This window comes from Streptantibioticus parmotrematis (genome assembly GCF_019890615.1).
GTDB classification, from domain to species: Bacteria; Actinomycetota; Actinomycetes; order Streptomycetales; family Streptomycetaceae; genus Streptantibioticus_D; species Streptantibioticus_D parmotrematis.
In genome coordinates this window covers 44032-64596 of record NZ_JAINVZ010000029.1, presented here as the reverse complement: position 1 = coordinate 64596, position 20565 = coordinate 44032, and the positions used below count along the sequence as shown (strand labels likewise).

At 72.6% G+C, this 20565-nt stretch carries 23 protein-coding genes and 3 tRNA genes; 16 read left to right on the top strand and 10 right to left on the bottom strand.

What is annotated here, in order from left to right; all coding sequences use genetic code 11:
• Positions 1–164: 164 nt before the first annotated feature.
• From K7472_RS28905 to K7472_RS28895, 3 genes are read right to left on the bottom strand one after another with little or no spacing between them, the layout of a single operon-like run.
• Positions 165–413, bottom strand: coding sequence for a DUF397 domain-containing protein (locus K7472_RS28905; RefSeq protein WP_222981615.1), 249 nt, complete (start codon positions 411–413; stop codon positions 165–167).
• Positions 414–461: 48 nt separating this feature from the next.
• On the bottom strand, positions 462–662 hold the full coding sequence (locus tag K7472_RS28900) for a DUF397 domain-containing protein (RefSeq protein WP_222981614.1): 201 nt from the start codon (positions 660–662) through the stop codon (positions 462–464).
• Entirely contained in the window at positions 659–1498 is an 840-nt protein-coding gene (locus tag K7472_RS28895; RefSeq protein WP_222981613.1) for a helix-turn-helix domain-containing protein, read from the bottom strand. Before K7472_RS28895 ends, K7472_RS28900 begins: the two co-directional genes overlap by 4 nt.
• Before the next feature lie 187 nt (positions 1499–1685).
• On the opposite strand from K7472_RS28895, the gene K7472_RS28890 reads away from it, so the two are divergent.
• The 4 genes from K7472_RS28890 to K7472_RS28875 all read left to right on the top strand — a co-directional run bounded on the left by K7472_RS28890 (position 1686) and on the right by K7472_RS28875 (position 2703).
• A complete protein-coding gene (locus K7472_RS28890; RefSeq protein ID WP_252396405.1) occupies positions 1686–2081 on the top strand; it encodes an ATP-binding protein in 396 nt (131 codons plus the stop codon).
• Between the two features lie 319 nt (positions 2082–2400).
• Positions 2401–2472 (top strand) — tRNA-Gln (locus K7472_RS28885).
• A 22-nt stretch (positions 2473–2494) separates the two neighbouring features.
• A tRNA-Glu gene (locus K7472_RS28880) sits at positions 2495–2567 on the top strand.
• A 63-nt stretch (positions 2568–2630) separates the two neighbouring features.
• Positions 2631–2703: transfer RNA gene (locus K7472_RS28875), tRNA-Glu, on the top strand.
• Positions 2704–2805: 102 nt separating this feature from the next.
• Here the strand turns inward: K7472_RS28875 and K7472_RS28870 are convergent.
• Complete coding sequence (locus K7472_RS28870; protein ID WP_222981611.1) at positions 2806–3447, bottom strand: MerR family transcriptional regulator; 642 nt, start codon at positions 3445–3447, stop codon at positions 2806–2808.
• A gap of 118 nt (positions 3448–3565) precedes the next feature.
• On the opposite strand from K7472_RS28870, the gene K7472_RS28865 reads away from it, so the two are divergent.
• A complete protein-coding gene (locus K7472_RS28865; RefSeq protein ID WP_222981610.1) occupies positions 3566–4150 on the top strand; it encodes a DUF4188 domain-containing protein in 585 nt (194 codons plus the stop codon).
• A 26-nt stretch (positions 4151–4176) separates the two neighbouring features.
• On the opposite strand, the gene ndgR is transcribed toward K7472_RS28865, so the two are convergent.
• Positions 4177–4896: an IclR family transcriptional regulator NdgR gene (gene ndgR / locus K7472_RS28860; protein ID WP_222981609.1), complete on the bottom strand. Its 720-nt coding sequence runs from the start codon at positions 4894–4896 to the stop codon at positions 4177–4179.
• Between the two features lie 172 nt (positions 4897–5068).
• On the opposite strand from ndgR, the gene leuC reads away from it, so the two are divergent.
• The 4 genes from leuC (at position 5069) to K7472_RS28840 (ending at position 8325) form a co-directional block, all read left to right on the top strand.
• Positions 5069–6493 (top strand): 3-isopropylmalate dehydratase large subunit, encoded by a 1425-nt coding sequence (gene leuC, locus K7472_RS28855; RefSeq protein WP_222981608.1) that lies wholly within the window; start codon positions 5069–5071, stop codon positions 6491–6493.
• A 5-nt stretch (positions 6494–6498) separates the two neighbouring features.
• Positions 6499–7092 carry a 3-isopropylmalate dehydratase small subunit gene (gene leuD, locus K7472_RS28850; RefSeq protein WP_222981607.1) on the top strand — a complete coding sequence of 198 codons (594 nt, stop codon included), beginning with the start codon at positions 6499–6501 and terminating at the stop codon, positions 7090–7092.
• A 220-nt stretch (positions 7093–7312) separates the two neighbouring features.
• Positions 7313–7549 (top strand): SCO5555 family protein, encoded by a 237-nt coding sequence (locus K7472_RS28845; protein ID WP_109452451.1) that lies wholly within the window; start codon positions 7313–7315, stop codon positions 7547–7549.
• 134 nt (positions 7550–7683) lie between these two features.
• Positions 7684–8325, top strand: a complete 642-nt coding sequence (locus tag K7472_RS28840) for an HU family DNA-binding protein (RefSeq protein WP_222981605.1) — start codon at positions 7684–7686, stop codon at positions 8323–8325.
• Between the two features lie 121 nt (positions 8326–8446).
• Here K7472_RS28840 and K7472_RS28835 read toward each other — a convergent pair whose 3' ends face one another.
• Both K7472_RS28835 and cofC read right to left on the bottom strand, forming a co-directional pair.
• Positions 8447–8668, bottom strand: coding sequence for a hypothetical protein (locus K7472_RS28835; RefSeq protein ID WP_222981603.1), 222 nt, complete (start codon positions 8666–8668; stop codon positions 8447–8449).
• Positions 8669–8857: 189 nt separating this feature from the next.
• Positions 8858–9520 carry a 2-phospho-L-lactate guanylyltransferase gene (gene cofC / locus K7472_RS28830; protein WP_308014133.1) on the bottom strand — a complete coding sequence of 221 codons (663 nt, stop codon included), beginning with the start codon at positions 9518–9520 and terminating at the stop codon, positions 8858–8860.
• A 191-nt stretch (positions 9521–9711) separates the two neighbouring features.
• Here cofC and K7472_RS28825 point away from each other — a divergent pair, with 191 nt between their 5' ends.
• The 3 genes from K7472_RS28825 to K7472_RS28815 all read left to right on the top strand — a co-directional run bounded on the left by K7472_RS28825 (position 9712) and on the right by K7472_RS28815 (position 12799).
• Positions 9712–10488 carry a lysophospholipid acyltransferase family protein gene (locus tag K7472_RS28825; protein WP_222981601.1) on the top strand — a complete coding sequence of 259 codons (777 nt, stop codon included), beginning with the start codon at positions 9712–9714 and terminating at the stop codon, positions 10486–10488.
• 114 nt (positions 10489–10602) lie between these two features.
• On the top strand, positions 10603–11553 hold the full coding sequence (locus K7472_RS28820) for an NAD(P)H-dependent glycerol-3-phosphate dehydrogenase (RefSeq protein ID WP_252396418.1): 951 nt from the start codon (positions 10603–10605) through the stop codon (positions 11551–11553).
• A gap of 94 nt (positions 11554–11647) precedes the next feature.
• Positions 11648–12799 (top strand): D-alanine--D-alanine ligase family protein, encoded by a 1152-nt coding sequence (locus tag K7472_RS28815; protein WP_222981598.1) that lies wholly within the window; start codon positions 11648–11650, stop codon positions 12797–12799.
• Between the two features lie 39 nt (positions 12800–12838).
• Here K7472_RS28815 and K7472_RS28810 read toward each other — a convergent pair whose 3' ends face one another.
• Together K7472_RS28810 and K7472_RS28805 are read right to left on the bottom strand one after the other, a co-directional pair.
• Positions 12839–13360, bottom strand: a complete 522-nt coding sequence (locus K7472_RS28810) for a DUF3515 domain-containing protein (protein ID WP_308014132.1) — start codon at positions 13358–13360, stop codon at positions 12839–12841.
• 19 nt (positions 13361–13379) lie between these two features.
• A complete protein-coding gene (locus K7472_RS28805) occupies positions 13380–13613 on the bottom strand; it encodes an Lrp/AsnC family transcriptional regulator (RefSeq protein ID WP_109452464.1) in 234 nt (77 codons plus the stop codon).
• Between the two features lie 221 nt (positions 13614–13834).
• Here K7472_RS28805 and K7472_RS28800 point away from each other — a divergent pair, with 221 nt between their 5' ends.
• A complete protein-coding gene (locus tag K7472_RS28800) occupies positions 13835–14794 on the top strand; it encodes a thiamine-phosphate kinase (RefSeq protein ID WP_222981596.1) in 960 nt (319 codons plus the stop codon).
• A gap of 156 nt (positions 14795–14950) precedes the next feature.
• Positions 14951–15745: a bifunctional hydroxymethylpyrimidine kinase/phosphomethylpyrimidine kinase gene (gene thiD, locus K7472_RS28795; RefSeq protein ID WP_222981594.1), complete on the top strand. Its 795-nt coding sequence runs from the start codon at positions 14951–14953 to the stop codon at positions 15743–15745.
• 118 nt (positions 15746–15863) lie between these two features.
• Here thiD and rpmB read toward each other — a convergent pair whose 3' ends face one another.
• Entirely contained in the window at positions 15864–16049 is a 186-nt protein-coding gene (gene rpmB / locus K7472_RS28790) for a 50S ribosomal protein L28 (RefSeq protein ID WP_014628431.1), read from the bottom strand.
• A 274-nt stretch (positions 16050–16323) separates the two neighbouring features.
• On the opposite strand from rpmB, the gene K7472_RS28785 reads away from it, so the two are divergent.
• Together K7472_RS28785 and recG are read left to right on the top strand one after the other, a co-directional pair.
• On the top strand, positions 16324–17979 hold the full coding sequence (locus K7472_RS28785; RefSeq protein ID WP_222981592.1) for a DAK2 domain-containing protein: 1656 nt from the start codon (positions 16324–16326) through the stop codon (positions 17977–17979).
• Between the two features lie 152 nt (positions 17980–18131).
• The gene (gene recG, locus K7472_RS28780) at positions 18132–20423 is read left to right on the top strand and encodes an ATP-dependent DNA helicase RecG (protein ID WP_222981590.1); all 2292 of its coding nucleotides are present in this window, start codon (positions 18132–18134) and stop codon (positions 20421–20423) included.
• Positions 20424–20565 lie beyond the last annotated feature (142 nt).

The window sequence follows — 20565 nt, the reverse complement described above, 5'->3', positions numbered from 1 at the left end:
TGCGCTTGAACGGCGCTCCCGGACGACCTATCGCCCGACCGTGGCCCCGGAGGGGAGCACCCATGTCGATACTGCGTTCACGGGTACCACCTCCTCGTTCTTGTGCACGGCCTCCGGCAAGGTAGCAGCGGTGCGGTGCTTCGCCAACCAGTTTTCGGCACGCGTCAGAGGCGCCGGGCGAAGGCGATGAAGGCGGCCCAGGTGTCGCGGTCGACGGTCAGTGTGCCGCCGTTGGGGTCCTTGGAGTCGCGGATGTGGACGGCGGCGGGGGTACGGGCGACTTCGACGCAGTTGGCGCCGCCGTCACCGCTGTAGCTGCTCGTAGCCCACTGCACGGCGACCTCCACGCAGTCGCCGCCGGCGCCGCCGCTGTGGGTGCTTTTGAACCAGGTGAGCGTTGGTGTGTCGGGCATGCCCCGACGCTACGGCCACCCTGGAGGGTGGCCGTAGGCGATTACGCGTCAGAGGTGCCGGGCGAACGTGACGAACGCGGCCCATGCGTCATGGTCGACGGTGAGCGTGCCACCGCTGGGGTCCTTGGAGTCCCGGATGTGGACGACGGTGGGCGAGGCCGCCACCTCAATGCAGTCGCCGCCTTCTCCACCACTGTGGGTGCTCTTGAACCAGGTGAGCGGGTGGCTGTCGAAGTCGTCTATCTTCATAGCTCTCCTTGCAGCAACTTCTCGATGTGTTGCATTGAGGCGTCGGGACACAACGCCTGTGCTCGCAGGATTCCATAGCGCACGCTGAAGCCGCGTACCGTTTCGCGATCGGTGATCACCCGGCCATTGCCCTGACTCTCCACGTACCCGACAGGTTCTCCGCCCTCGGGGGTCATGAGGGTGAACGGGCCGTCGACTCCTGCGTGATCGGTAACCCGGGTAGGCATCACCTGGATCTCGACGTTCGGGTTGTCACCTGTGAGCATGAGGTGCTCCAGCTGCCCCCGCAGAACACGCACGCCGCCGAACGGCCGATGAAGGATCACTTCCTCCAGGACGAAGCTCAGGCATGGCGCGGGTTTGCGACTGAACAGCGCGTGGCGGGCCAGGCGAGCCGTGACCATCTGGTCGATCTCAGCGTGCGTTCTGCGGGGGCGCCGCACGGTGAACATCGCCCTCGCATACTCGTCCGTCTGCAACATCCCCGGCATGACCAGCGACGCGTACTGATGGAACTCGACCGCCTCCTCCTCGATCCGTGCCGCGTCCCGGAAGAACGCGGGGTACCGCGCGTGCCCTATCTCCTTCTTGCGGGCGGTCAACACCCCGCCCGCTCCCAGCAGTTCGTCCGCCCGGTCGATCGTCTGCGGGCGGGCGATCCGTCTGCCCTGCTCGATCGACGCGATCTGCGCCTCGCCGTAGCCGAGTTGCTCACCCAGTTCCGCCTGAGTGAGGCCCGCCCGCTCGCGGAAGATCTTGAACTGGCGGCCGAACGACCGCACCAACTCGTCGGCGGGGTCCTCGTTCCGCCCGCCCTGTCCAGGAATCTGGGGCATCGGTCGCCTCCTCAACGCCACCCCGACAAGCCCGTACCCCGACCCCTACGGCAACGCTCTGTACCGGGGTCGTTACTGGTCACCGTAGCGACGGCTGGCCACTCTCAACGCCATGTGCAGCGAAAATCCATCCATCGTGGCCCCATCCCGGCAGCCCCGACAGCCCACCTGCGCGCGGGAGTTCGCGATGTCGTTCACCGCCACCGACCGGGGTGCGCGGCTCGCCCGGCGGCTGGTCACCCGGCGCCTGGACGCCTGGGGCTACCCGCGCGGTACGGAGGCGTCCGACGCCGTGACCCTGATCGCCGCCGAGCTGACCGCCAACGCCGTCCGCCACGGCCACGTCCCCGGGCGGGAGTTCCGTCTGGTCCTGGGGCTGTGCGGGCCCGACCCGGTCACCCTGCGGGTGGAGGTCTCCGACGCCCGGGGCGATCGCCTGCCGCCGGAGCAGGCGTCCGTTGCCGCGCCGGACGCCGAGTCCGGCCGCGGTCTATGGCTGGTCGCGTCGCTCGCCGCGCGCTGGGCCGTCGTCCCGCGCACCGACGCCCCCGGCAAGACGGTCTGGGCCGAGGTGGACGTGTGACGACTCGGGAGGCCGCCTGCTAGTGACTAGTAGGTGTCTTGCCCCCAAGTAAGCGCTTTGCTCCCGACCGGAACTCGACTTCCCCCCACCGGTGATCGCCCGCGGCGCCGACCCCCTCGACGCCGGCCGCGCCGACGCACACCCCCCCTTCGCGTGACGGCCACGTCACCGGCCGTGCCGGACCCAGGGGTGCGGGATTCGGTTTTGGTGCCACGGCCCGCATCCGGTAATGTTCTTTCTGCGCCGCCCGGGCGGGCCGAAAGGCCGGAACCGAGGGGCGCAAGCCGAGCGAAGGCCCCTCTGGGGGGTTGAGTTCCGGTGGGCTATGGTGTAATTGGCAGCACGACTGATTCTGGTTCAGTTAGTCTAGGTTCGAGTCCTGGTAGCCCAGCAGGTCGAAAGATATCGATCAAGCCCCCGTTGTGTAGCGGCCTAGCACGCTGCCCTCTCAAGGCAGTAGCGCCGGTTCGAATCCGGTCGGGGGTACTGATCCTGACACCGTCACCATCCAGGTCGCACCTGGAGGCGATGGGTCACGGATCGCCAAGGGCCCCCGTTGTGTAGCGGCCTAGCACGCTGCCCTCTCAAGGCAGTAGCGCCGGTTCGAATCCGGTCGGGGGTACTTGATCGCGTGAGCCCTTCGCTTCGGCGGAGGGCTTCTTCGCGTTCCAGGGGGCGGGCCGACGCCCCGGCCGCCGTGACCCGTCTCACAGGCCGCACCGTCTCACAGGCCGTACCGCCGCGCGGACTCCTCCTCCTGTGCCAGCCGCCGCAGGCTCAGCAGCACCGGCTCGTAGAGCACCGCCGCCGCCACGGCCGCCTCGACCTTCTCCACCGGCGTCGGGTACTCCTCCAGCATGTCCAGGTCCAGCGCCGCGGTACGGCCCATCTGCTCCGCGTACGGCGCCAGGTGCGCGGCGTCGCACGGGTACCCGAGCCGGGCCAGCGTCGCCAGCGCGGCGACCAGCGTGCGGTAGGCGGGGGACAGGTTGCCGATCTCCCGTGACGTGGACCACCCCAGGTCCGCCAGGAGCCGGTCCACCTCGCGCGCTGCGGCCACCGCGTCGGGATCGTCCGGTTCGGGCCGCACGCCCTGCGGCAGCGCCCACAGCGCGGCGCCCAGCCGGATCGTCTGCCCGAGGCTGTCGTCGTCCACGGCCGCCAGCACCTCCCGCGCGGCGGCCACCGGCACCTTGCCGACCTGGATCAGGGCCCGCACCAGTCGCAGCCTCCGCAGGTGCGCCTCGCCGTACTCGGCCTGCGTGGCGCTGACCCGCTCGCCGGGCGGCAGCAGGCCCTCCCGCAGGTAGTACTTGATCGTCGCGGTGGGTACGCCACTGCGCCCGCTCAGTTCCGCCAGTCGCACGCTCTCGCGTCCTTCCTCGGGCCTCGGGCCTTGTGCCCTGACTTGGAGAGTGCCACTATCCCATCACTGGGCAGCGGGCGCCGTCTCCCGGCGTCCGCGCGTCGAACGGGGGGCCCTCATGCCGGAAACGCCGATCACGCCGACCGGAGCGAACGCGCCGACCGCGAAGGACGGACCGACCGCGAAGGCCGAGCTGTCCAGGCCGGACGAGCCGTTCACGCGCGGCAAGCCCATACCCGGCCGCACCACCGCCGCCGCGGAAGGCGACCTCGTCGTCTTCCTGATCGGCATGCGGATCAACCACTTCCGGGCCCCCCACCACTGGCTGCGGGTCCTCGTCGCCATGCCGCGCATGCTGCGGGAGCTGCGGCGCAGGCCGGACAGCGGGCTCCTGGGATACCAGCTGCTCACCGGCTCGCCGCGCACGTACTACGTCGTCCAGTACTGGGCGTCGAAGGAGCAGCTGCTGCGCTACGCCTCCGACCTCACCGGCCTGCACCGTCCCGCGTGGACGATGGTCAACCGCTACGCGCGCAAGAAGGCGCTGCACGTGGGCATCTGGCACGAGACGTACGTGGTGCCCGCCGGCAACTACGAGTCGATCTACGGCGACATGCCCCCGTACGGCCTGGGCGCGGCCACCGGGGTCCGCCCGCTGCGGGAAGGCGTCGGCGCACAGTCCCGCCTGGACGGGCACCGCTGAGGGAGCGGGGGGCGGCCCGCCCGCCCTCAGCCCCCGTTGCGCCGCAGTGCCTCCGACAGCCGCGTCGCCGCGTCTATCACCGCCTGCGCGTGCATCCGGCCCGGGTGACGGGTCAGGCGCTCGATCGGGCCGGAGACGGAGACCGCCGCGACCACGCGGTTGGACGGCCCGCGCACCGGTGCGGAGACCGAGGCCACGCCCGGCTCGCGTTCGCCGATGGACTGCGCCCAGCCGCGCCGCCGCACGCCGGACAGCGCGGTCGCGGTGAAGCGCGCGCCCTGAAGTCCCCGGTGCAGCCGCTCCGGCTCCTCCCAGGCCATCAGTACCTGCGCCGCCGAGCCCGCCTTCATGGGCAGCGTCGAGCCGACCGGCACGGTGTCCCGCAGTCCGGACAGCCGTTCCGCCGCGGCCACGCAGATGCGCATGTCGCCCTGGCGGCGATACAGCTGCGCGCTCTCGCCGGTCACGTCCCGTAGGTGGGTGAGCACGGGGCCCGCGGTGGCGAGCAGCCGGTCCTCGCCCGCGGCGGCCGACAGTTCCGCCAGCCGCGGTCCGAGGATGAAACGGCCCTGCATGTCGCGGGCCACCATGCGGTGGTGTTCGAGTGCGACGGCGAGCCGGTGGGCGGTCGGGCGGGCGAGACCGGTGGAGGCGACCAGCCCGGCCAGGGTGGCCGGACCGGACTCCAGTGCGCTCAGCACCGCGGCCGCCTTGTCGAGAACGCCGACGCCGCTAGAGTTGTCCATGCAACGATACTTACGTCTCACAGTGTGAAACGCAAGTTCAATTTTCTCCAGAAGCCGTCACGCTGGAGGACAACGCCGGATCGGCGTCCGCGAGTGGCCGCACACCACGGGGACCGGACGCCGCCGTACTCGGACGAGTTGGCCGGCGACGAAGCCGGCCGGAGGGAAAGCGATGGGACGGACACTCGCGGAGAAGGTCTGGGACGACCACGTCGTCAGGCGCGCCGAAGGCGAGCCGGATCTGCTCTACATCGATCTGCACCTGCTGCACGAGGTCACCAGCCCGCAGGCCTTCGACGGGCTCCGCCTGTCCGGCCGCACCGTGCGCCGCACGGACCTCACCATCGCCACCGAGGACCACAACACCCCGACCCTCGACATCGACAAGCCGATCGCCGACCCGGTCTCGCGCACCCAGCTGGAGACCCTGCGCAAGAACTGCGCGGAGTTCGGCGTACGGCTGCACCCGCTGGGCGACGTCGAGCAGGGCGTCGTGCACGTCGTCGGGCCGCAGTTGGGCCTGACCCAGCCGGGCACCACGGTGGTCTGCGGCGACAGCCACACCTCCACGCACGGCGCGTTCGGCGCGCTGGCCTTCGGCATCGGCACCAGCCAGGTGGAACACGTGCTGGCCACCCAGACGCTGCCCATGGCGCCGTTCCGCACCATGGCCGTCACGGTGGACGGCGAACTGCCCGACGGCGTCTCCGCCAAGGACCTGATCCTCGCCGTCATCGCGAGGATCGGCACCGGCGGCGGCCAGGGCCACGTCATCGAGTACCGCGGCTCCGCCGTCGAGAAGCTGTCGATGGAAGCGCGGATGACCGTGTGCAACATGTCGATCGAGGCGGGCGCGCGGGCCGGCATGATCGCGCCGGACGAGACCACGTTCGCGTATCTCAAGGACCGTCCGCACGCGCCCGAGGGCGCCGACTGGGACGCGGCCGTCGCGTACTGGCGGACGCTGCGCACCGACGAGGACGCGGTCTTCGACCGTGAGGTGCGCATCGACGCGAGCGAGCTGTCGCCGTTCGTCACCTGGGGCACCAACCCCGGCCAGGGCGCGCCGCTGGGCGCCTCGGTGCCGGACCCGGCCTCGTTCGACGACGCGGGCGAACGGCTGGCTGCCGAGAAGGCGCTGGAGTACATGGGCCTGACCGCAGGCACCCCGCTGCGCGAGGTCGCCGTGGACACCGTCTTCGTCGGCTCGTGCACCAACGGCCGCATCGAGGACCTGCGCAACGCCGCCGCCGTCGTCGAGGGCCGCCAGGTCGCCGACGGGGTGCGGATGCTGGTGGTCCCCGGCTCGGTGCGGGTCGCGCTGCAGGCCGTCGAGGAGGGCCTGGACAAGGTGTTCACCGCCGCGGGAGCCGAATGGCGGCACGCGGGTTGCTCGATGTGCCTGGGTATGAATCCCGACCAACTCGCCCCCGGCGAGCGTTCGGCGTCCACCTCCAACCGCAACTTCGAGGGACGGCAGGGCAAGGGCGGCCGCACCCACCTGGTCTCGCCCCAGGTCGCCGCCGCCACCGCGGTGCTGGGCCATCTGGCCTCACCGGCCGACCTGTCCGACGTCCGCACCCCCGTGGAGGCCTGAGCACCATGGAAGCGTTCACCACCCACACCGGACGTGCGGTGCCGCTGCGCCGCGGCAACGTCGACACCGACCAGATCATCCCGGCGCACTGGCTCAAGAAGGTGACCCGCAACGGGTTCGAGGACGGGCTGTTCGAGGCCTGGCGCAAGGACCCGCAGTTCGTGCTGAACCAGCCCGAACGCCAGGGCGCCACCGTGCTGGTCGCGGGCCCCGACTTCGGCACCGGCTCCTCCCGCGAGCACGCCGTGTGGGCGCTGCAGAACTACGGTTTCGCCACCGTCCTGTCGTCGCGGTTCGCCGACATCTTCCGCGGCAACTCGCTCAAGAACGGCCTGCTGACCGTCGTGCTCCCGCAGGACGTCATCGAGGCGCTGTGGAAGCTCACCGAGGCCGACCCGACCGCCGAGATCACCGTCGACCTGGTCGCCCGCGAGGTGCGCGCCGAAGGGGTGACGGCGTCCTTCGAGTTGGACGACAACGCCCGCTGGCGCCTGCTGGAGGGGCTGGACGACATCAGCCTCACCCTGCGCCACGAGGAGGAGATCGCCGCGTACGAGGCGGAGCGCCCCTCGTACAAACCGCGCACCGTGGAGGTCTGAGCCTCCTCGGGCCCGATCCGAGCCCGATCCGCGCCCGATCAGGGCCTGATCGCCGTCCGGCCGGACCCGATCCGCGGCCTCGCACCGACCACTTCAGGCCATCACCGAACGCGCCTCCCGCCCCGCGTGGCGGGGGGCGCGTTCGGCGTGTTCGGGCCCCCGCGGACTAGAGTTGCTCCCTGCGGAGGTGACAACTCGCCTCAGATGGCACAATTGGCGCATGGATGGTGACGGCCAACTCGACCTGTACGCGAGGGTGGCCGCACGTCTCAAACAGGCGCATGCCCGCGTCGGCGCGGCGCAGCTGCCGGACGACGTACGGGTGGCGCTCAGCCGCAAGTTGCTCGTCATCACGGCCGCCGCGAAGCACGACGCGGCAGGCGCCGCGGAGCGGTTGGAGCGCTTCATGAGGGACTTCGACCAGGGCCGCTTCCCCGGCCAGGGAACTGACCAGTAGCCGAGTCCGTTGCGGCACAAGGGTGATTCGCCCGTTTCGTATTTGATTTGCGGTATATATCTCCCTAACGTGCGAAAAAGCTTGACTGCTTGGACACACTTTTTCGTTCCAGCAAAGTTTCCGAAGGGGAAGACGTGAACAAGGCGCAGCTCGTAGAAGCGATTGCCGACAAGGTCGGCGGGCGGCAGCAGGCCGCGGAAGCGGTGGACGCCGTGCTGGACGCCATCGTCCGCGCGGTCGTCGCTGGTGAGCGGGTCTCCGTCACCGGTTTCGGCTCGTTCGAGAAGGTGGACCGGCCCGCCCGTTACGCCCGCAACCCGCAGACCGGCGAGCGGGTCCGGGTCAAGAAGACCTCGGTGCCCCGGTTCCGCGCGGGCCAGGGCTTCAAGGACCTGGTCAGCGGCAGCAAGAAGCTCCCGCGCGGCGGCGAGGTCTCGGTGAAGAAGGCGCCCAAGGGCAGCCTGAGCGGCGGTTCTTCCACCCGCACCACCGCCAAGGCCGCGGCGAAGAAGGCCACCGCCAAGAAGACCACGGCGAAGCGCACCGCCGCGAAGAAGACGACGGCGAAGAAGACCACGGCCGCCGCCAAGAAGACCACGGCGAAGAAGACCACCGCCAAGAAGACGACCGCCAAGAAGGCCGCGGCGAAGAAGGCCACGGCGAAGAAGGCGACCGCCAAGAAGACCGCGCCGGCGAAGAAGGCCACCGCCAAGAAGGCCCCCGGCAAGCGAGCCAGCGCCCGCAAGACCACCGCGAAGCGCACCGCGCGGAAGTGACACCCGCGGGCGGCCGTACGCCGACGCGGGCCGCCCACCCACCGCGACGGGCCGGACTCCCCTTGGGAGCCCGGCCCGCGCTGCGTTCCGGGGCGCTTTCCGCGTCGTCCGGCGGGGCCCTTCAGCCCTGCTCGGGGTCCGGGAAGGTCTGGAGGGTCACGAAGACCACCCGGCGGGCCTCGCCCTCGCCCTCGGTGCGGATGCGCACCCGCTGGCCCACCCGCAGCAGCCGCAGGCCCCCCGCGTCGAACGCCGCCGCGTCGAACGGCAGCGGGGTCCCGTCGTCCAGCAGCACGCTGCCGCAGCGCGTGTCCGGATCGTAGGTGTACGAAGTCGCCTGCATGCCCCGCAGCCTACCGGCGGCCCGGCGCGCCCCGCCTTCCGTCGGCCCCCGCCCGACCGGTGCGCTCCGGTCCATTTACCGCCTCCGGTAATCACGAAGAAGCCCGCGCGGGTATTACCGCCGAATTCACCGAACAGGTCCGCTTCACCGAACAGGTCCGCGAAATCACCGGGCAAAGCGCGAACGCCCTCACTCCGCCATCAGCAGGCCCGCCACCGCCGCGGCCGTACGCGGGCCGACCCCCAGCGACAGCGCGACCCGCAGGTCCTCACCGGTGTCCACGTCGCGGCGTACCGAATCGACCCCGAGCAGCGCGATCTCCCGCGCCCCCGAAGCCCGGTGCCGGGCCCGGGAGGCGCCGCCGAACGCCGGGGCCAGCGCGGCCCCCGGCAGGGCCGTCAGCAGCGTGGTGCCGACGCCCGCCGCGTCCGCCAGGAACGCCCGCGGCCCGTCCGGCGCGTGCCCGGGCACCCCTTCCTGCGCCGCGTCCGCCAGGACCAGGGCGAGTTCGTCGGGGCGCAGCGCGGGCAGGTCCGCGTTGAGCGCGGCCACCGGTGCCCACGGGTCCTCCTCGCGCACCGCCCGCTCGCCGTGCGCCAGCGCCGCGTTGAGCCCCGAAGGCGCACCGGGCACCACCCGGGCCCCCAGCGCCGCCAGCTCGCGGGCGGCCAGCGGGTCGTCGGTCACCACCGCGACCGCCCGCACCGCCGGACAGGCCAGCGCCGCGGCCACGGTGTCCAGCGCGAACGCCAGGGCCAGCCGCGGCCGCACCGCCTCGTCGGCGGTGTCCGCGAGCCGGCTCTTGGCCGCGCCGAGCCGCTTGACCGGCACCACGACATCCCACACCCTCACGCTGCGCACCGGCTCATTCTGCCCGCAGCCGCTGGTCCGCGCCGTGCGGCAGGGGGTTACGGTGTCGGTACGCGCCGGGCCGGTCCTGCTCGACACCAGCGCTGGGCCGGGGCCACACTTGTGCGGCTGTCCGATTGCCGGGGGCGCCCCGGCGCCGCGTCGAGACAGCGCCAATCGAGGAGGATGTCCTGGTGTCCCGCCGCAGAATCGGCTTCGTCTACCGCTTGGCCGCCGTCATCGCGAAGCCCTTCCTGATCGCCGTGATCAACCGGGACTGGCGCGGTGTGGAGAACATTCCGGCCGAGGGCGGATTCATCACGGCCGTCAATCACAACTCCCACCTCGACCCGTTCTGCTACGCGCATTTCCAGTACAACACCGGCCGCGTCCCGCGATTCCTGGCGAAGGCGCCGCTGTTCAAGCCGCCGGTCGTGGGCTGGTTCATGCGCGGCACCGGGCAGATCCCGGTCTACCGCGCCACCACCGACGCGGCCCAGGCCTTCCGCGCCGCCGTCGCCGCGGTCAACGACGGGGAGTGCGTCGCGTTCTACCCCGAGGGCACCCTCACCCGCGACCCCGACGGATGGCCGATGACCGGCAAGACCGGCGTCGCCCGCGTCGCGCTGCTGACCAAGGCACCGGTGATCCCGGTCGCGCAGTGGGGCGCCAACGAACTGCTGCCGCCGTACAGCACGCGCCCGCGGCTCTTCCCGCGCAAGACGCACCAGGTGCTGGTGGGCAAGCCGGTGGACCTGGACCGCTTCTACGACCGGGAGCCGACCGCCGAACTGCTGCGGCAGGCCACCGACGCCATCATGGCCGACATCGCCGTACTGCTCGGCGAACTGCGCGGCGAGACGGCCCCCGCCGAACGTTTCGACCCGCGCCGCCACAGGAAGACGGCGAAGGCCAAGGGCGGCAAGTCCGGCGCGAGCGCCGTCGACGACGCGGACGACGCGGCCGAGTAGGCCCGTACGCGGGGGCGCGGGCAGCAGGGGACAACCGGAGCGAAGGCAAGGGATCAGCAAGTGACGACGCGCTGCGCGGTGTACGGAACGGGCTCGTGGGGGACGCCGTTCGCGATGATCCTGGCGGACGCCGGCTGCGAGGTGACCCTGTGGGGCCGCCGCGCCGCCGTGGTGGACGCCATCAACACCACCCGCACCAACCCCGACTACATGCCGGGCGTCGAACTGCCCGCGACCGTCACCGCCACCACCGACCCCGCGCGGGCCGCCCGCGACGCCGAGTTCGTCTTCCTCGCCGTACCGTCGCAGACGCTGCGCCGCAACCTCACCGAGTGGGCGCCGGTGCTGCCGTCCGACGCGGTGCTGGTCAGCCTGATGAAGGGCATCGAACTCGGCACCGCCAAGCGGATGAGCGAGGTCATCGAGGAGGTCGCCGAAGCCGGTCCCGAACGCGTCGCGGTGCTGTCCGGCCCCAACCTCTCGCCGGAGATCGCCGCCCGGCAGCCCGCCGCCGCGGTCGTCGCCTGCCGTGACGAGGACGTCGCCCGCCGCCTGCAGGCCGCCTGCCACACCGCGTACTTCCGCCCGTACACCAACACCGACGTGGTGGGCTGCGAACTCGGCGGCGCGGTCAAGAACGTCATCGCGCTCGCCGTCGGCATCGCGGACGGCATGGGCCTGGGCGACAACGCGAAGGCGTCGCTGATCACCCGCGGCCTCGCCGAGACCACCCGGCTGGGCCTGGCGATGGGCGCCGACGCGCACACCTTCGCCGGGCTCGCCGGCATGGGCGACCTGGTCGCCACCTGCTCCTCGCCGCTGTCGCGCAACCACCGCTTCGGCATCAACCTCGGCCGCGGCATGACGCTCCAGGAGACCGTCGCCGTCACCAACCAGACCGCCGAGGGCGTCAAGTCCTGCGAATCCGTGCTGGATCTGGCCCGCAGGCACGGAGTGGAGGTGCCGATCACCGAGACGGTCGTCGGCATCGTGCACGAGGGAACGCCGCCGCTGGTCGCCCTCAAGGAGCTGATGGCGCGCTCCGCGAAGGCCGAACGCCGCTGACGGCGCTACGGTGGGCCGCACGGCCGGTTTTTCCCCGAACCCGTGGCCATGCGTCGGCGATGGCCCGGGAACCACCAGGTAGGGTCTCAGCGACATGAGCAACGTGCCTACTGACCAGAACCCCGAGCACCGCAAGCCCCGGGTCGCCGTCGTCTTCGGCGGCCGCAGCTCCGAGCACGGCATCTCCGTGCTCACCGCGGGCGCGGTGCTGCGCGCGATCGACCGTTCCCGGTACGACGTGCTGCCCATCGGCATCACCACGGACGGCCGTTGGGCGCTGACCGCCGACGACGCCGACCGCATGGCCATCGCCGACCGGGCCCTGCCCAGCGTCGAGCAGATCGCCGAGTCGGCGGAGGGCTCGGTGCTGCTGTCCGTCGAGCCGGCCAGCCGCGAGGTCGTCCTCGCCGAACCCGGCTCGGTGCCCAAGGCGCTCGGCGACGTCGACGTCGTCTTCCCCGTGCTGCACGGCCCGTACGGCGAGGACGGCACGTTGCAGGGCCTGCTGGAGCTGTCCGGCGTGCCCTACGTCGGCTCCGGCGTGCTGTCCTCCGCGGTCGGCATGGACAAGGAGTACATGAAGCGCGTCTTCACCTCCTTCGGCCTGCCGGTCGGCCCGTACGAGGTGATCCGGCCGCGCGAGTGGGAACGCGACCAGGCCGCGGTGCGCGAGCGCGTCGTGAACTTCGCCGCCGACCACGGCTGGCCGCTGTTCGTCAAGCCCGCCCGGGCCGGCTCGTCCATCGGCATCTCCAAGGTCGACGACCTCGGCGGCCTGGACGAGGCGATCGAGGAGGCCCGCAGGCACGACCCGAAGGTGCTGGTCGAGGCGCTGCTGACCGGGCGCGAGATCGAGTGCGGCGTGCTGGAGTTCGAGGACGGGCCGCGCGCCAGCCTGCCGGCCTGGATCCCGCCCGTCACCGACCACCACTTCTACGACTTCGAGGCCAAGTACATCGACTCGGCCGAGGGCGTCGTGCCCGCCCCGCTCACCGAGCGGGAGACCGCCGAGGTGCGGCGGCTCGCGGTGGCGGCGTTCGAGGCGGCGTCCTGCGAGGGCCTGGTGCGCGCGGACTTCTTCCTCACCGACGAGGGCGAGTTCGTGATCAACGAGATCAACACCATGCCGGGCTTCACGCCGATCTCGATGTACCCGCGGATGTGGCAGGAGACCGGGGTGAGTTACCCGGAGCTGGTCGACCTGCTGCTCCAGGCGGCGCTGCGACGCTCCACCGGGCTGCGCTAGCCGGTACCGGCCGAGGCGCCGGGCTCTCGCGGCCCGGCGTCAGACCCCGGTCGGAACGGTGCGGCTGATCGCGTTCGCCAGGTCGGTGAGCGCGCTCATGTCGCCGTAGGGGCCCGCGTACTTCTCCGGGATGGTCACCTCGACGTACGCCTTGCGCAGCGTCGTGGTGCAGCGGACACTGCCGTCCGACTGCTTCTGCGGCAGCCAGTCCACGCCGTCGATCTGCGCCGCGTCCGCGGTCGGGTCGTAGTGCGGGGTGCCGGGGGTGAGGACCGTGGGCTGCGGGACGCCGCAGCGCAGGGCGATCGCCGGGTCGCCCCAGGCGGCGGTGAGGTCGGAGGCCGGCTGCGTCGTGTGCCGGGACTGGCCGTCGACCTTGGCGGGCAGGGCGGCGTGCAGGGCACGGCAGAGCGTCGCCACGTCGGGGGAGGGGCTCGGCACGGCGACCGCGTACGGGGAGCCGCCGGAGGAACAGGCGGCCGCCGCCAGAAGGCAGGCGGCGGCCGACAGCAGACGCAGGGAGCGGGACCTCGGAAGCGGCCGGAGGGCGGAAGAACTCACCGGCCGAGCATAGGCGGAGCTAGAGATGGACCACCGGACAGGTCAGGGTACGGGTGATCCCGTCCACCTGCTGGACCTTGGCGACCACCATGTGGCCGAGTTCGTCCACCGTGTCGGCCTGGGCGCGCACGATCACGTCGTACGGGCCCGTCACGTCCTCCGCCTGGATGACACCGGGAAGCTTGGAGATCACCTCCGCAACCGACGAGGCCTTGCCGACCTCGGTCTGGATCAGGATGTACGCCTGTACCACGGAACCTCCAGGGCGGCTACGAGGATCATGTGGAAGGGACGGCAACCGTACCGCGTCGCGGCGTGGTGCGGGGAGACCCGCGCGGTCGGATCGGCGTGCCGGGTGCCCGCGGCGGGCGCCGTATTGACGAGCTTTGACCATCGTGACGGACGTGGTGCGGCCCCAGCGGGCCGCCGGGCGAAGGGGACTGCGTTGCCGGCGTTGACTGAGGAGCGGGTCGGATGAGGGGCACCGTGGGCGAGCTGGGGGAGTTCGGTCTCATCAGGGAGTTGACCTCCCGGCTCACCACCACCGAGGCGGTCCGGCTGGGGCCCGGCGACGACGCGGCCGTGGTCGCCGCGCCCGACCGCCGGGTGGTCGCCAGCACCGACGTGCTGCTGGAGGGCCGCCACTTCCGGCGCGACTGGTCCACCGCGTACGACGTCGGGCGCAAGGCGGCGGCGCAGAACCTCGCCGACATCGCCGCGATGGGCGCGGTGCCGACCGCGCTGCTGCTCGGCCTGGTCGTCCCGGCGAGCCTCGCGGCGACCTGGCCGGTGGAGCTGATGGACGGCATCCGCGACGAGTGCCAGGTCGCCGGGGCCGCGGTGGTCGGCGGCGACGTGGTGGGCGGCGACGCGATCACCGTGGCCATCACCGCGCTCGGCGACCTGGGCGGACGCGAGGCCGTCACCCGCTCCGGCGCCCGCCCCGGCGACGTCGTCGCGGTGACCGGCTGGCTGGGCTGGTCGGCCGCCGGGTACGCGGTGCTGTCCCGCGGATTCCGCAGCCCGCGCGCGTTCGTCGAGGCGCACCGCAGGCCGGAACCGCCGTACCACGCGGGCCCCGCCGCGGCCGACCTCGGGGCGACGGCGATGACCGACGTCAGCGACGGCCTGGTGGCCGACCTCGGGCACATCGCGGCGGCCAGCGGTGTCCACATCGACCTGCGCTCCGCCGACGTCGACGTGCCCGCCCAGATGCACGACATCGGCCAGGCGGTCGGCGTGGACCCGCTGCACTGGGTGCTGACCGGGGGAGAGGACCACGCGATCGTGGCCACGTTCCCGCCCGACACCAAGCTCCCGGCCCGCTGGCGGGTCATCGGCGCCGTCTCGCCGACCTCCGGCCCGCCCCTGGTGACGGTGGACGGCGCGCCCTGGGACGAGGCGGGCGGCTGGGACCACTTCACGCACGGCTGAGACACTTCACGCAGGGCTGAGGCAGTCCACGTACGGCTGAGGTACTTCACGCACGGCTGAGGCGCGGCGGCCTCCCGCCGGGCGCGGCCGGATCTTCACCGGGCGTCGACCGGGCGTCGACCGGGCGGTCACCCGGCACCGGTTAGGTTGGCCCGCATGAGCATTCCGCCGCGCGTGCTGACCGTCGCCGGATCCGATTCCGGTGGCGGCGCGGGCATCCAGGCCGACCTGAAGACCCTGCTGGCCCTCGGGGCGCACGGCATGAGCGTGATCACCGCCGTCACCGCGCAGAACTCACTGGGCGTACGCGGTGTGTGGGAGCTGCCCGCCGAGGCGGTGACCGCGCAGTTCCGCGCCGTCGCCGACGACATCGGCCTGGACGCGGTCAAGACCGGCATGCTGTCCTCGCCGGACCTGGTGCGCACCGTCGCCGGACTCCTCGACGACCTCGGCGTCCCCGTGGTCGTCGACCCGGTCGGCGTCTCCAAGCACGGTGACACGCTGCTCGCGGCCGAGGCGCTGGACGCGGTGCGGACCCTGCTGCTGCCCACCGCCACCGTGGCCACCCCCAACCTCGACGAGGTCGAGCAGCTGACCGGGGTGCGGGTGACCGGCGAGTCCGGGATGCGCGCGGCGGCCGAGGCGGTGCTGGCGTACGGGCCGCGCTGGGTGCTGGTCAAGGGCGGCCACCTGCCCGGTACGGGCAGCGCGGCCGACCTGCTCTGCGACGGCACCGAGGAGCACTGGTTCCGGGCCGTCCGCCACGACAACCGGCACACCCACGGCACCGGCTGCACGCTGGCGAGCGCCGTCGCCGCGGAACTCGCCAGGGGTCGCGCCGTCCCGGAGGCGGTCGGCCGCGCCAAGGCGTACGTCACCGGCGCCATCGCGGGCGGGTTCGCGCTGGGCGGGGGCATCGGCCCGGTCGACCACGGCTGGCGGAACCGCTGACCGGAGCCTTCCGGCCCCCGCGGGCACGACGAAAGGCCGGTCCACCCCAGAGGGCGGACCGGCCTTTCGAACAGCCGCAGGCTGCGCTACGACGACGTGTCGGACGTCAACGCGTCGACTAGCGCGCGACCTTGCCGGCCTTGATGCACGAGGTGCAGACATTGAGGCGCTTCGGCGTCCGACCGACCACAGCACGCACCGTCTGGATGTTGGGGTTCCAACGACGGCGGGTACGGCGGTGCGAGTGCGAGATGTTGTTGCCGAAGCCCGGCCCCTTGCCGCAGACGTCGCAGTTGGCAGCCACGGGTATCTCCAAAGACTTCAGATGCACGTACGGTGAGATCCCAAGCCGGGCCGAGGGCCGGGCCGAGGGGAATGGCCCGACTGGTGCCGGGCAACCGGAGCAGCATACAACGCCTGCTCCCGTACAACGAAACTACCATGGTCACGGCTCCGCCCGCCCCGGGCTGCCGGCCCCCGGGCCCGCCGCACTAAGGTCACGGCGAGATCTTCCGTCCACAGGTCCACGGGCCCACAGGCCTACAGGTCCACGGTCAGCGAGCCGCAGGAGGAACCCGGTGCCGCACACGCTCGACGCCGCCGCGGTCCGCGACTGGTGCCGCACGGCGCTGCGGGCGCTGGGCCGGGCCCGCGAGGAGATCGACGCGATCAACGTCTACCCGGTCGCGGACGGCGACACCGGCACCAACCTCTACCTGACCATGGAGTCCGCCGCGCAGTCGGTGGACGCCGTGCTCGACGGCCACGCCGCCTCCGGCGGGCTGCCGGAGGCGACCGAGGCGGTGCGGGCGATGGCGCACGGCGCGCTGATCGGCGCCCGAGGCAACTCCGGGACGATCCTGGCCCAGCTGCTGCGCGGGATGAGCGAGGCCCTGGCGGAACGCGCCGACGCCGAGGGCCTGCGCACCGCGCTCGGCCTCGCCGCGGCCTCCGCCTACCAGGCCGTCGCCCACCCCGTCGAGGGCACGATGCTCACCGTGGCCTCCGCCGCCGCCCGCGCCGCCCGGGAACGCGACGGCGACGCCCTCGCCCCGGTCGCCGCCGCCGCCCACGCGGGCGCCCGCGACGCCCTCGCCCTCACCCCGGCCCAGCTGGGCGTGCTGGGCCGGGCCGGGGTGGTGGACGCCGGGGGGCGCGGGCTGGTCACCGTGCTGGAGGCGCTGGAGCGCACGCTGCGCGGCGACGCCGCCGAGCAGGACGGGGGCCGCACCGCGCAGCGCACGGTGCCCCCGGTCCCGTACGGCTGCGGAACGCGCGGCATCGGCGACCCGCACGTGGTGCCGGGCGGGCCCGCCTTCGAGGTGATCTACCTGCTGGAGGCCGCCGACGACGCGGTGACCGCGTTGCGCGCCCGGCTGGACCGGATCGGCGACTCCCTCGTCGTGGTCGGCGGCGGCGGGCTGTGGAACGTCCACGTCCACACCGACGACGCGGGGGCCGCCGTCGAGGCGGGCGTCGAGGCGGGCCGTCCGCACCGCATCCGGGTCACCCACTTCGGGGACGTCCAGCGGCTGCGGGAGAACGCGGCGGCGGAACCGGGCCCGGAGCCGGCCGGCCGCGCCGTGGTGGCCGTCGTCGAGGGCGAGGGACTGGCCGGGCTCTGCCTCCAGGCGGGCGCGACCGTCGTCGCCGTACGGCCGGACGAGCCGTTGGCCAGCGGGGACATCGCGGAGGCGGTCCGGCGCGGCGGCGCCGACGAGGTGGTGCTGCTGCCCAACGACGACGCGCTGCGCGACATCGTGGGCGCCGCCGCCCAGCGGGCCCGCGCCGAGGGACTGCGGGTCGCCCTCGTCCCGACGCGTTCGGTGGTCCAGGGCATGGCGGCGCTCGCGGTCCACCAGCCCAGCCGCCGCTTCGACGAGGACGTGGTCGCGATGACGGCCGCCGCGGGCGCGACGAGGTACGCGGAACTGGCGGTCGCCGCGCACGAGTCGTGGACGATGGCGGGCGTCTGCCAGGCCGGCGACGTGCTGGGCCTGATCGACGGCGACGTGGCGGTGATCGGCGGCAACCTGGTGGAGACCGGCACGATCGTGCTGGACCGGATGCTCGCGGCGGGCGGCGAACTGGTCACCCTGGTGCTGGGCGAGGGCGCCCCGCCGGACCTGGCGGACCGCCTCCAGGCCCACGTCCGCGAGAGCCACCTCGCGGTGGACACCGTCGTCTACGCGGGCGGCGGGCGCGGCCGTCCGCTGGTCATCGGCGTGGAGTAGGGCGGCTCACCGGGGGGAGCGGGACGGCTCACCGAGGGGGGGCGGGACGGCTCACCGAGGGGGGCGGGACGGCCCACCAGAGGGGGTGGGGCAGCTCACCGGAGAGGGCGGGACGGCCGGTCAGCGGCCCGTTGTCCGAGGCGTGCGCCAAGATGGACAGCGTGTCCGCCCTGCGAGAGCCCCTGCGCAAGGTGGTCGGCGACCGCACCGCGAAGGTCCTGGCCGACCACCTCGACCTGCACACCGTCGGTGACCTCCTGCACCACTACCCGCGCCGCTACGCCGAACGCGGCGAGCTGACCCGGCTGGCCGACCTGCCGCTGGACGAGCACGTCACCGTCGTCGCGCGGGTGGCCAAGGCGGAGAAGAAGACCTACAACCACGGGCGCGGGGTGCGTCTTGAGGTCCAGGTCACCGACGGCAGCGGCACGCTGACCCTGGTGTTCTTCAACAAGGCGGCCCACTTCCACCACACCAAGCTGGTCCCGGGCAGCCGCGGGATGTTCGCCGGCAAGGTCACCGTCTTCAACCGCGCCCGCCAACTCGCCCACCCCGACTACCAGTTGCTGGACGACGAGAGCGGGCAGGACGCCAGGGACGCGGTGGACGCGTTCGCCGGGAAGCTGCTGCCGCTGTACCCGGCGTGCAAGCAGATCGCCTCCTGGCAGATCGCCCAGTGCGCGCAGACCGTGCTGGACTCCATCGACTGGACGGACGTCGCCGACCCGCTGCCGGAGCGGCTGCGCGAGCGGCGCGCCCTCGCCGCGCTGCCCGAGGCGATCGAGAAGGTGCACCGGCCCGCCACCAAGGCGGACATCGCCGCCGCCCGCGACCGCCTGAAGTGGGACGAGGCGTTCGTCCTCCAGGTCGCGCTGGCCCGCCGCCGGGCCGCCGACGCGAGCCTGCCGGCGGTCGCCCGGGTGCCGCGCGCGGACGGGCTGCTGGCCGCGTTCGACGCCGAGCTGCCGTTCACCCTGACCGACGGTCAGCGCACGGTCAGCGGCGAGATCTTCGCCGACCTCGCCACCGAGCACCCCATGCACCGGCTGCTCCAGGGCGAGGTGGGCTCCGGCAAGACGCTGGTGGCGCTGCGGGCGATGCTCGCCGTCGTCGACAGCGGGGGACAGGCCGCGTTGCTGGCGCCCACCGAGGTGCTGGCCCAGCAGCACCACCGGTCGATCACCGAGATGATGGGTGAGCTGGCGGATCGATGGGGTCTGCGCGAAGCGCAGTCCGACAAGGGCGGTGGTGGGCGACGGGCGGGCATGCTCGGTGGGTCCGACCTGGGCACGAAGGTCGTGCTGCTCACCGGCTCGATGGGCGCCGCCGCCCGCCGCGCCGCGCTGCTGGACCTGGTCACCGGCGAGGCGGGGATCGTCATCGGCACCCACGCGCTGATCGAAGACAAGGTCGCCTTCCACGACCTCGGCCTGGTCGTCGTGGACGAGCAGCACCGCTTCGGCGTCGAACAGCGCGACGCGCTGCGCGGCAAGGGCAAGCAGCCGCCGCACCTGCTGGTGATGACCGCCACCCCCATTCCGCGCACCGTCGCCATGACCGTCTTCGGCGACCTGGAGACCTCGGTGCTCGACCAGCTGCCCGCGGGACGCTCGCCGATCGCCAGCCACGTGGTGCCCGCCAAGGACAAACCACACTTCCTCAGCCGCGCCTGGGAACGGGTGCGCGAGGAGGCCGAGGGCGGCCACCAGGCGTACGTGGTCTGCCCGCGCATCGGCGACGAGGAGGAGGCGGAGGGCGCCAAGGGGGCGAAGGGCGCGCGGAAGAAGGCCGACGCGGACGGCCCGGACGCCCCGGACGACGCCGAACGCCGTCCCGCGCTCGCCGTGCTGGAGGTCGCCGAGCAGCTGGCCGAGGGGCCGCTGAAGGGCCTGCGGGTCGAGGCGCTGCACGGCCGCATGGCGCCGGACGCCAAGGACGACGTGATGCGCCGCTTCTCCGCGGGCGAGGTGGACGTGCTGGTGGCGACCACGGTCATCGAGGTCGGGGTGAACGTGCCCAACGCCACCGTGATGGTGATCATGGACGCCGACCGGTTCGGCGTCTCGCAACTGCACCAGCTGCGCGGCCGCGTCGGCCGGGGCTCCGCGCCGGGGCTGTGCCTGCTGGTCACCGAGGCCCCCGAGGCGAGCCCCGCCCGCCCCCGGCTGAACGCGGTCGCGGCGACCCTCGACGGCTTCGAGCTGTCCCGCGTCGACCTGGAGCAGCGCCGGGAGGGCGACGTGCTGGGCCAGGCCCAGTCCGGCACCCGCTCCAGCCTGCGGATGCTCGCCGTCATCGACGACGTCGAGGTCATCGAGGCGGCCCGCGAGGAGGCCGCCGCGCTGGTCGCCGAGGACCCCGAGCTGGCGGCCCACCCGGACCTGCTCACCGCGCTGGACGCGCTGCTCGACGCCTCACGCGAGGGCTACCTCGAAAAGGGCTGAGGGCCGCTGCCCGGAGGCGGGCCGACGGTGGCCTGAGCGGCATGAAGCCCCGCCCGCGGCACGGTTCCTGACGGCCCGTCATTGTCAGACCCCCCTGGGAGAATGAAAGCAGTTCGGCCGATCCGTCGAAGGATGGGCCGAG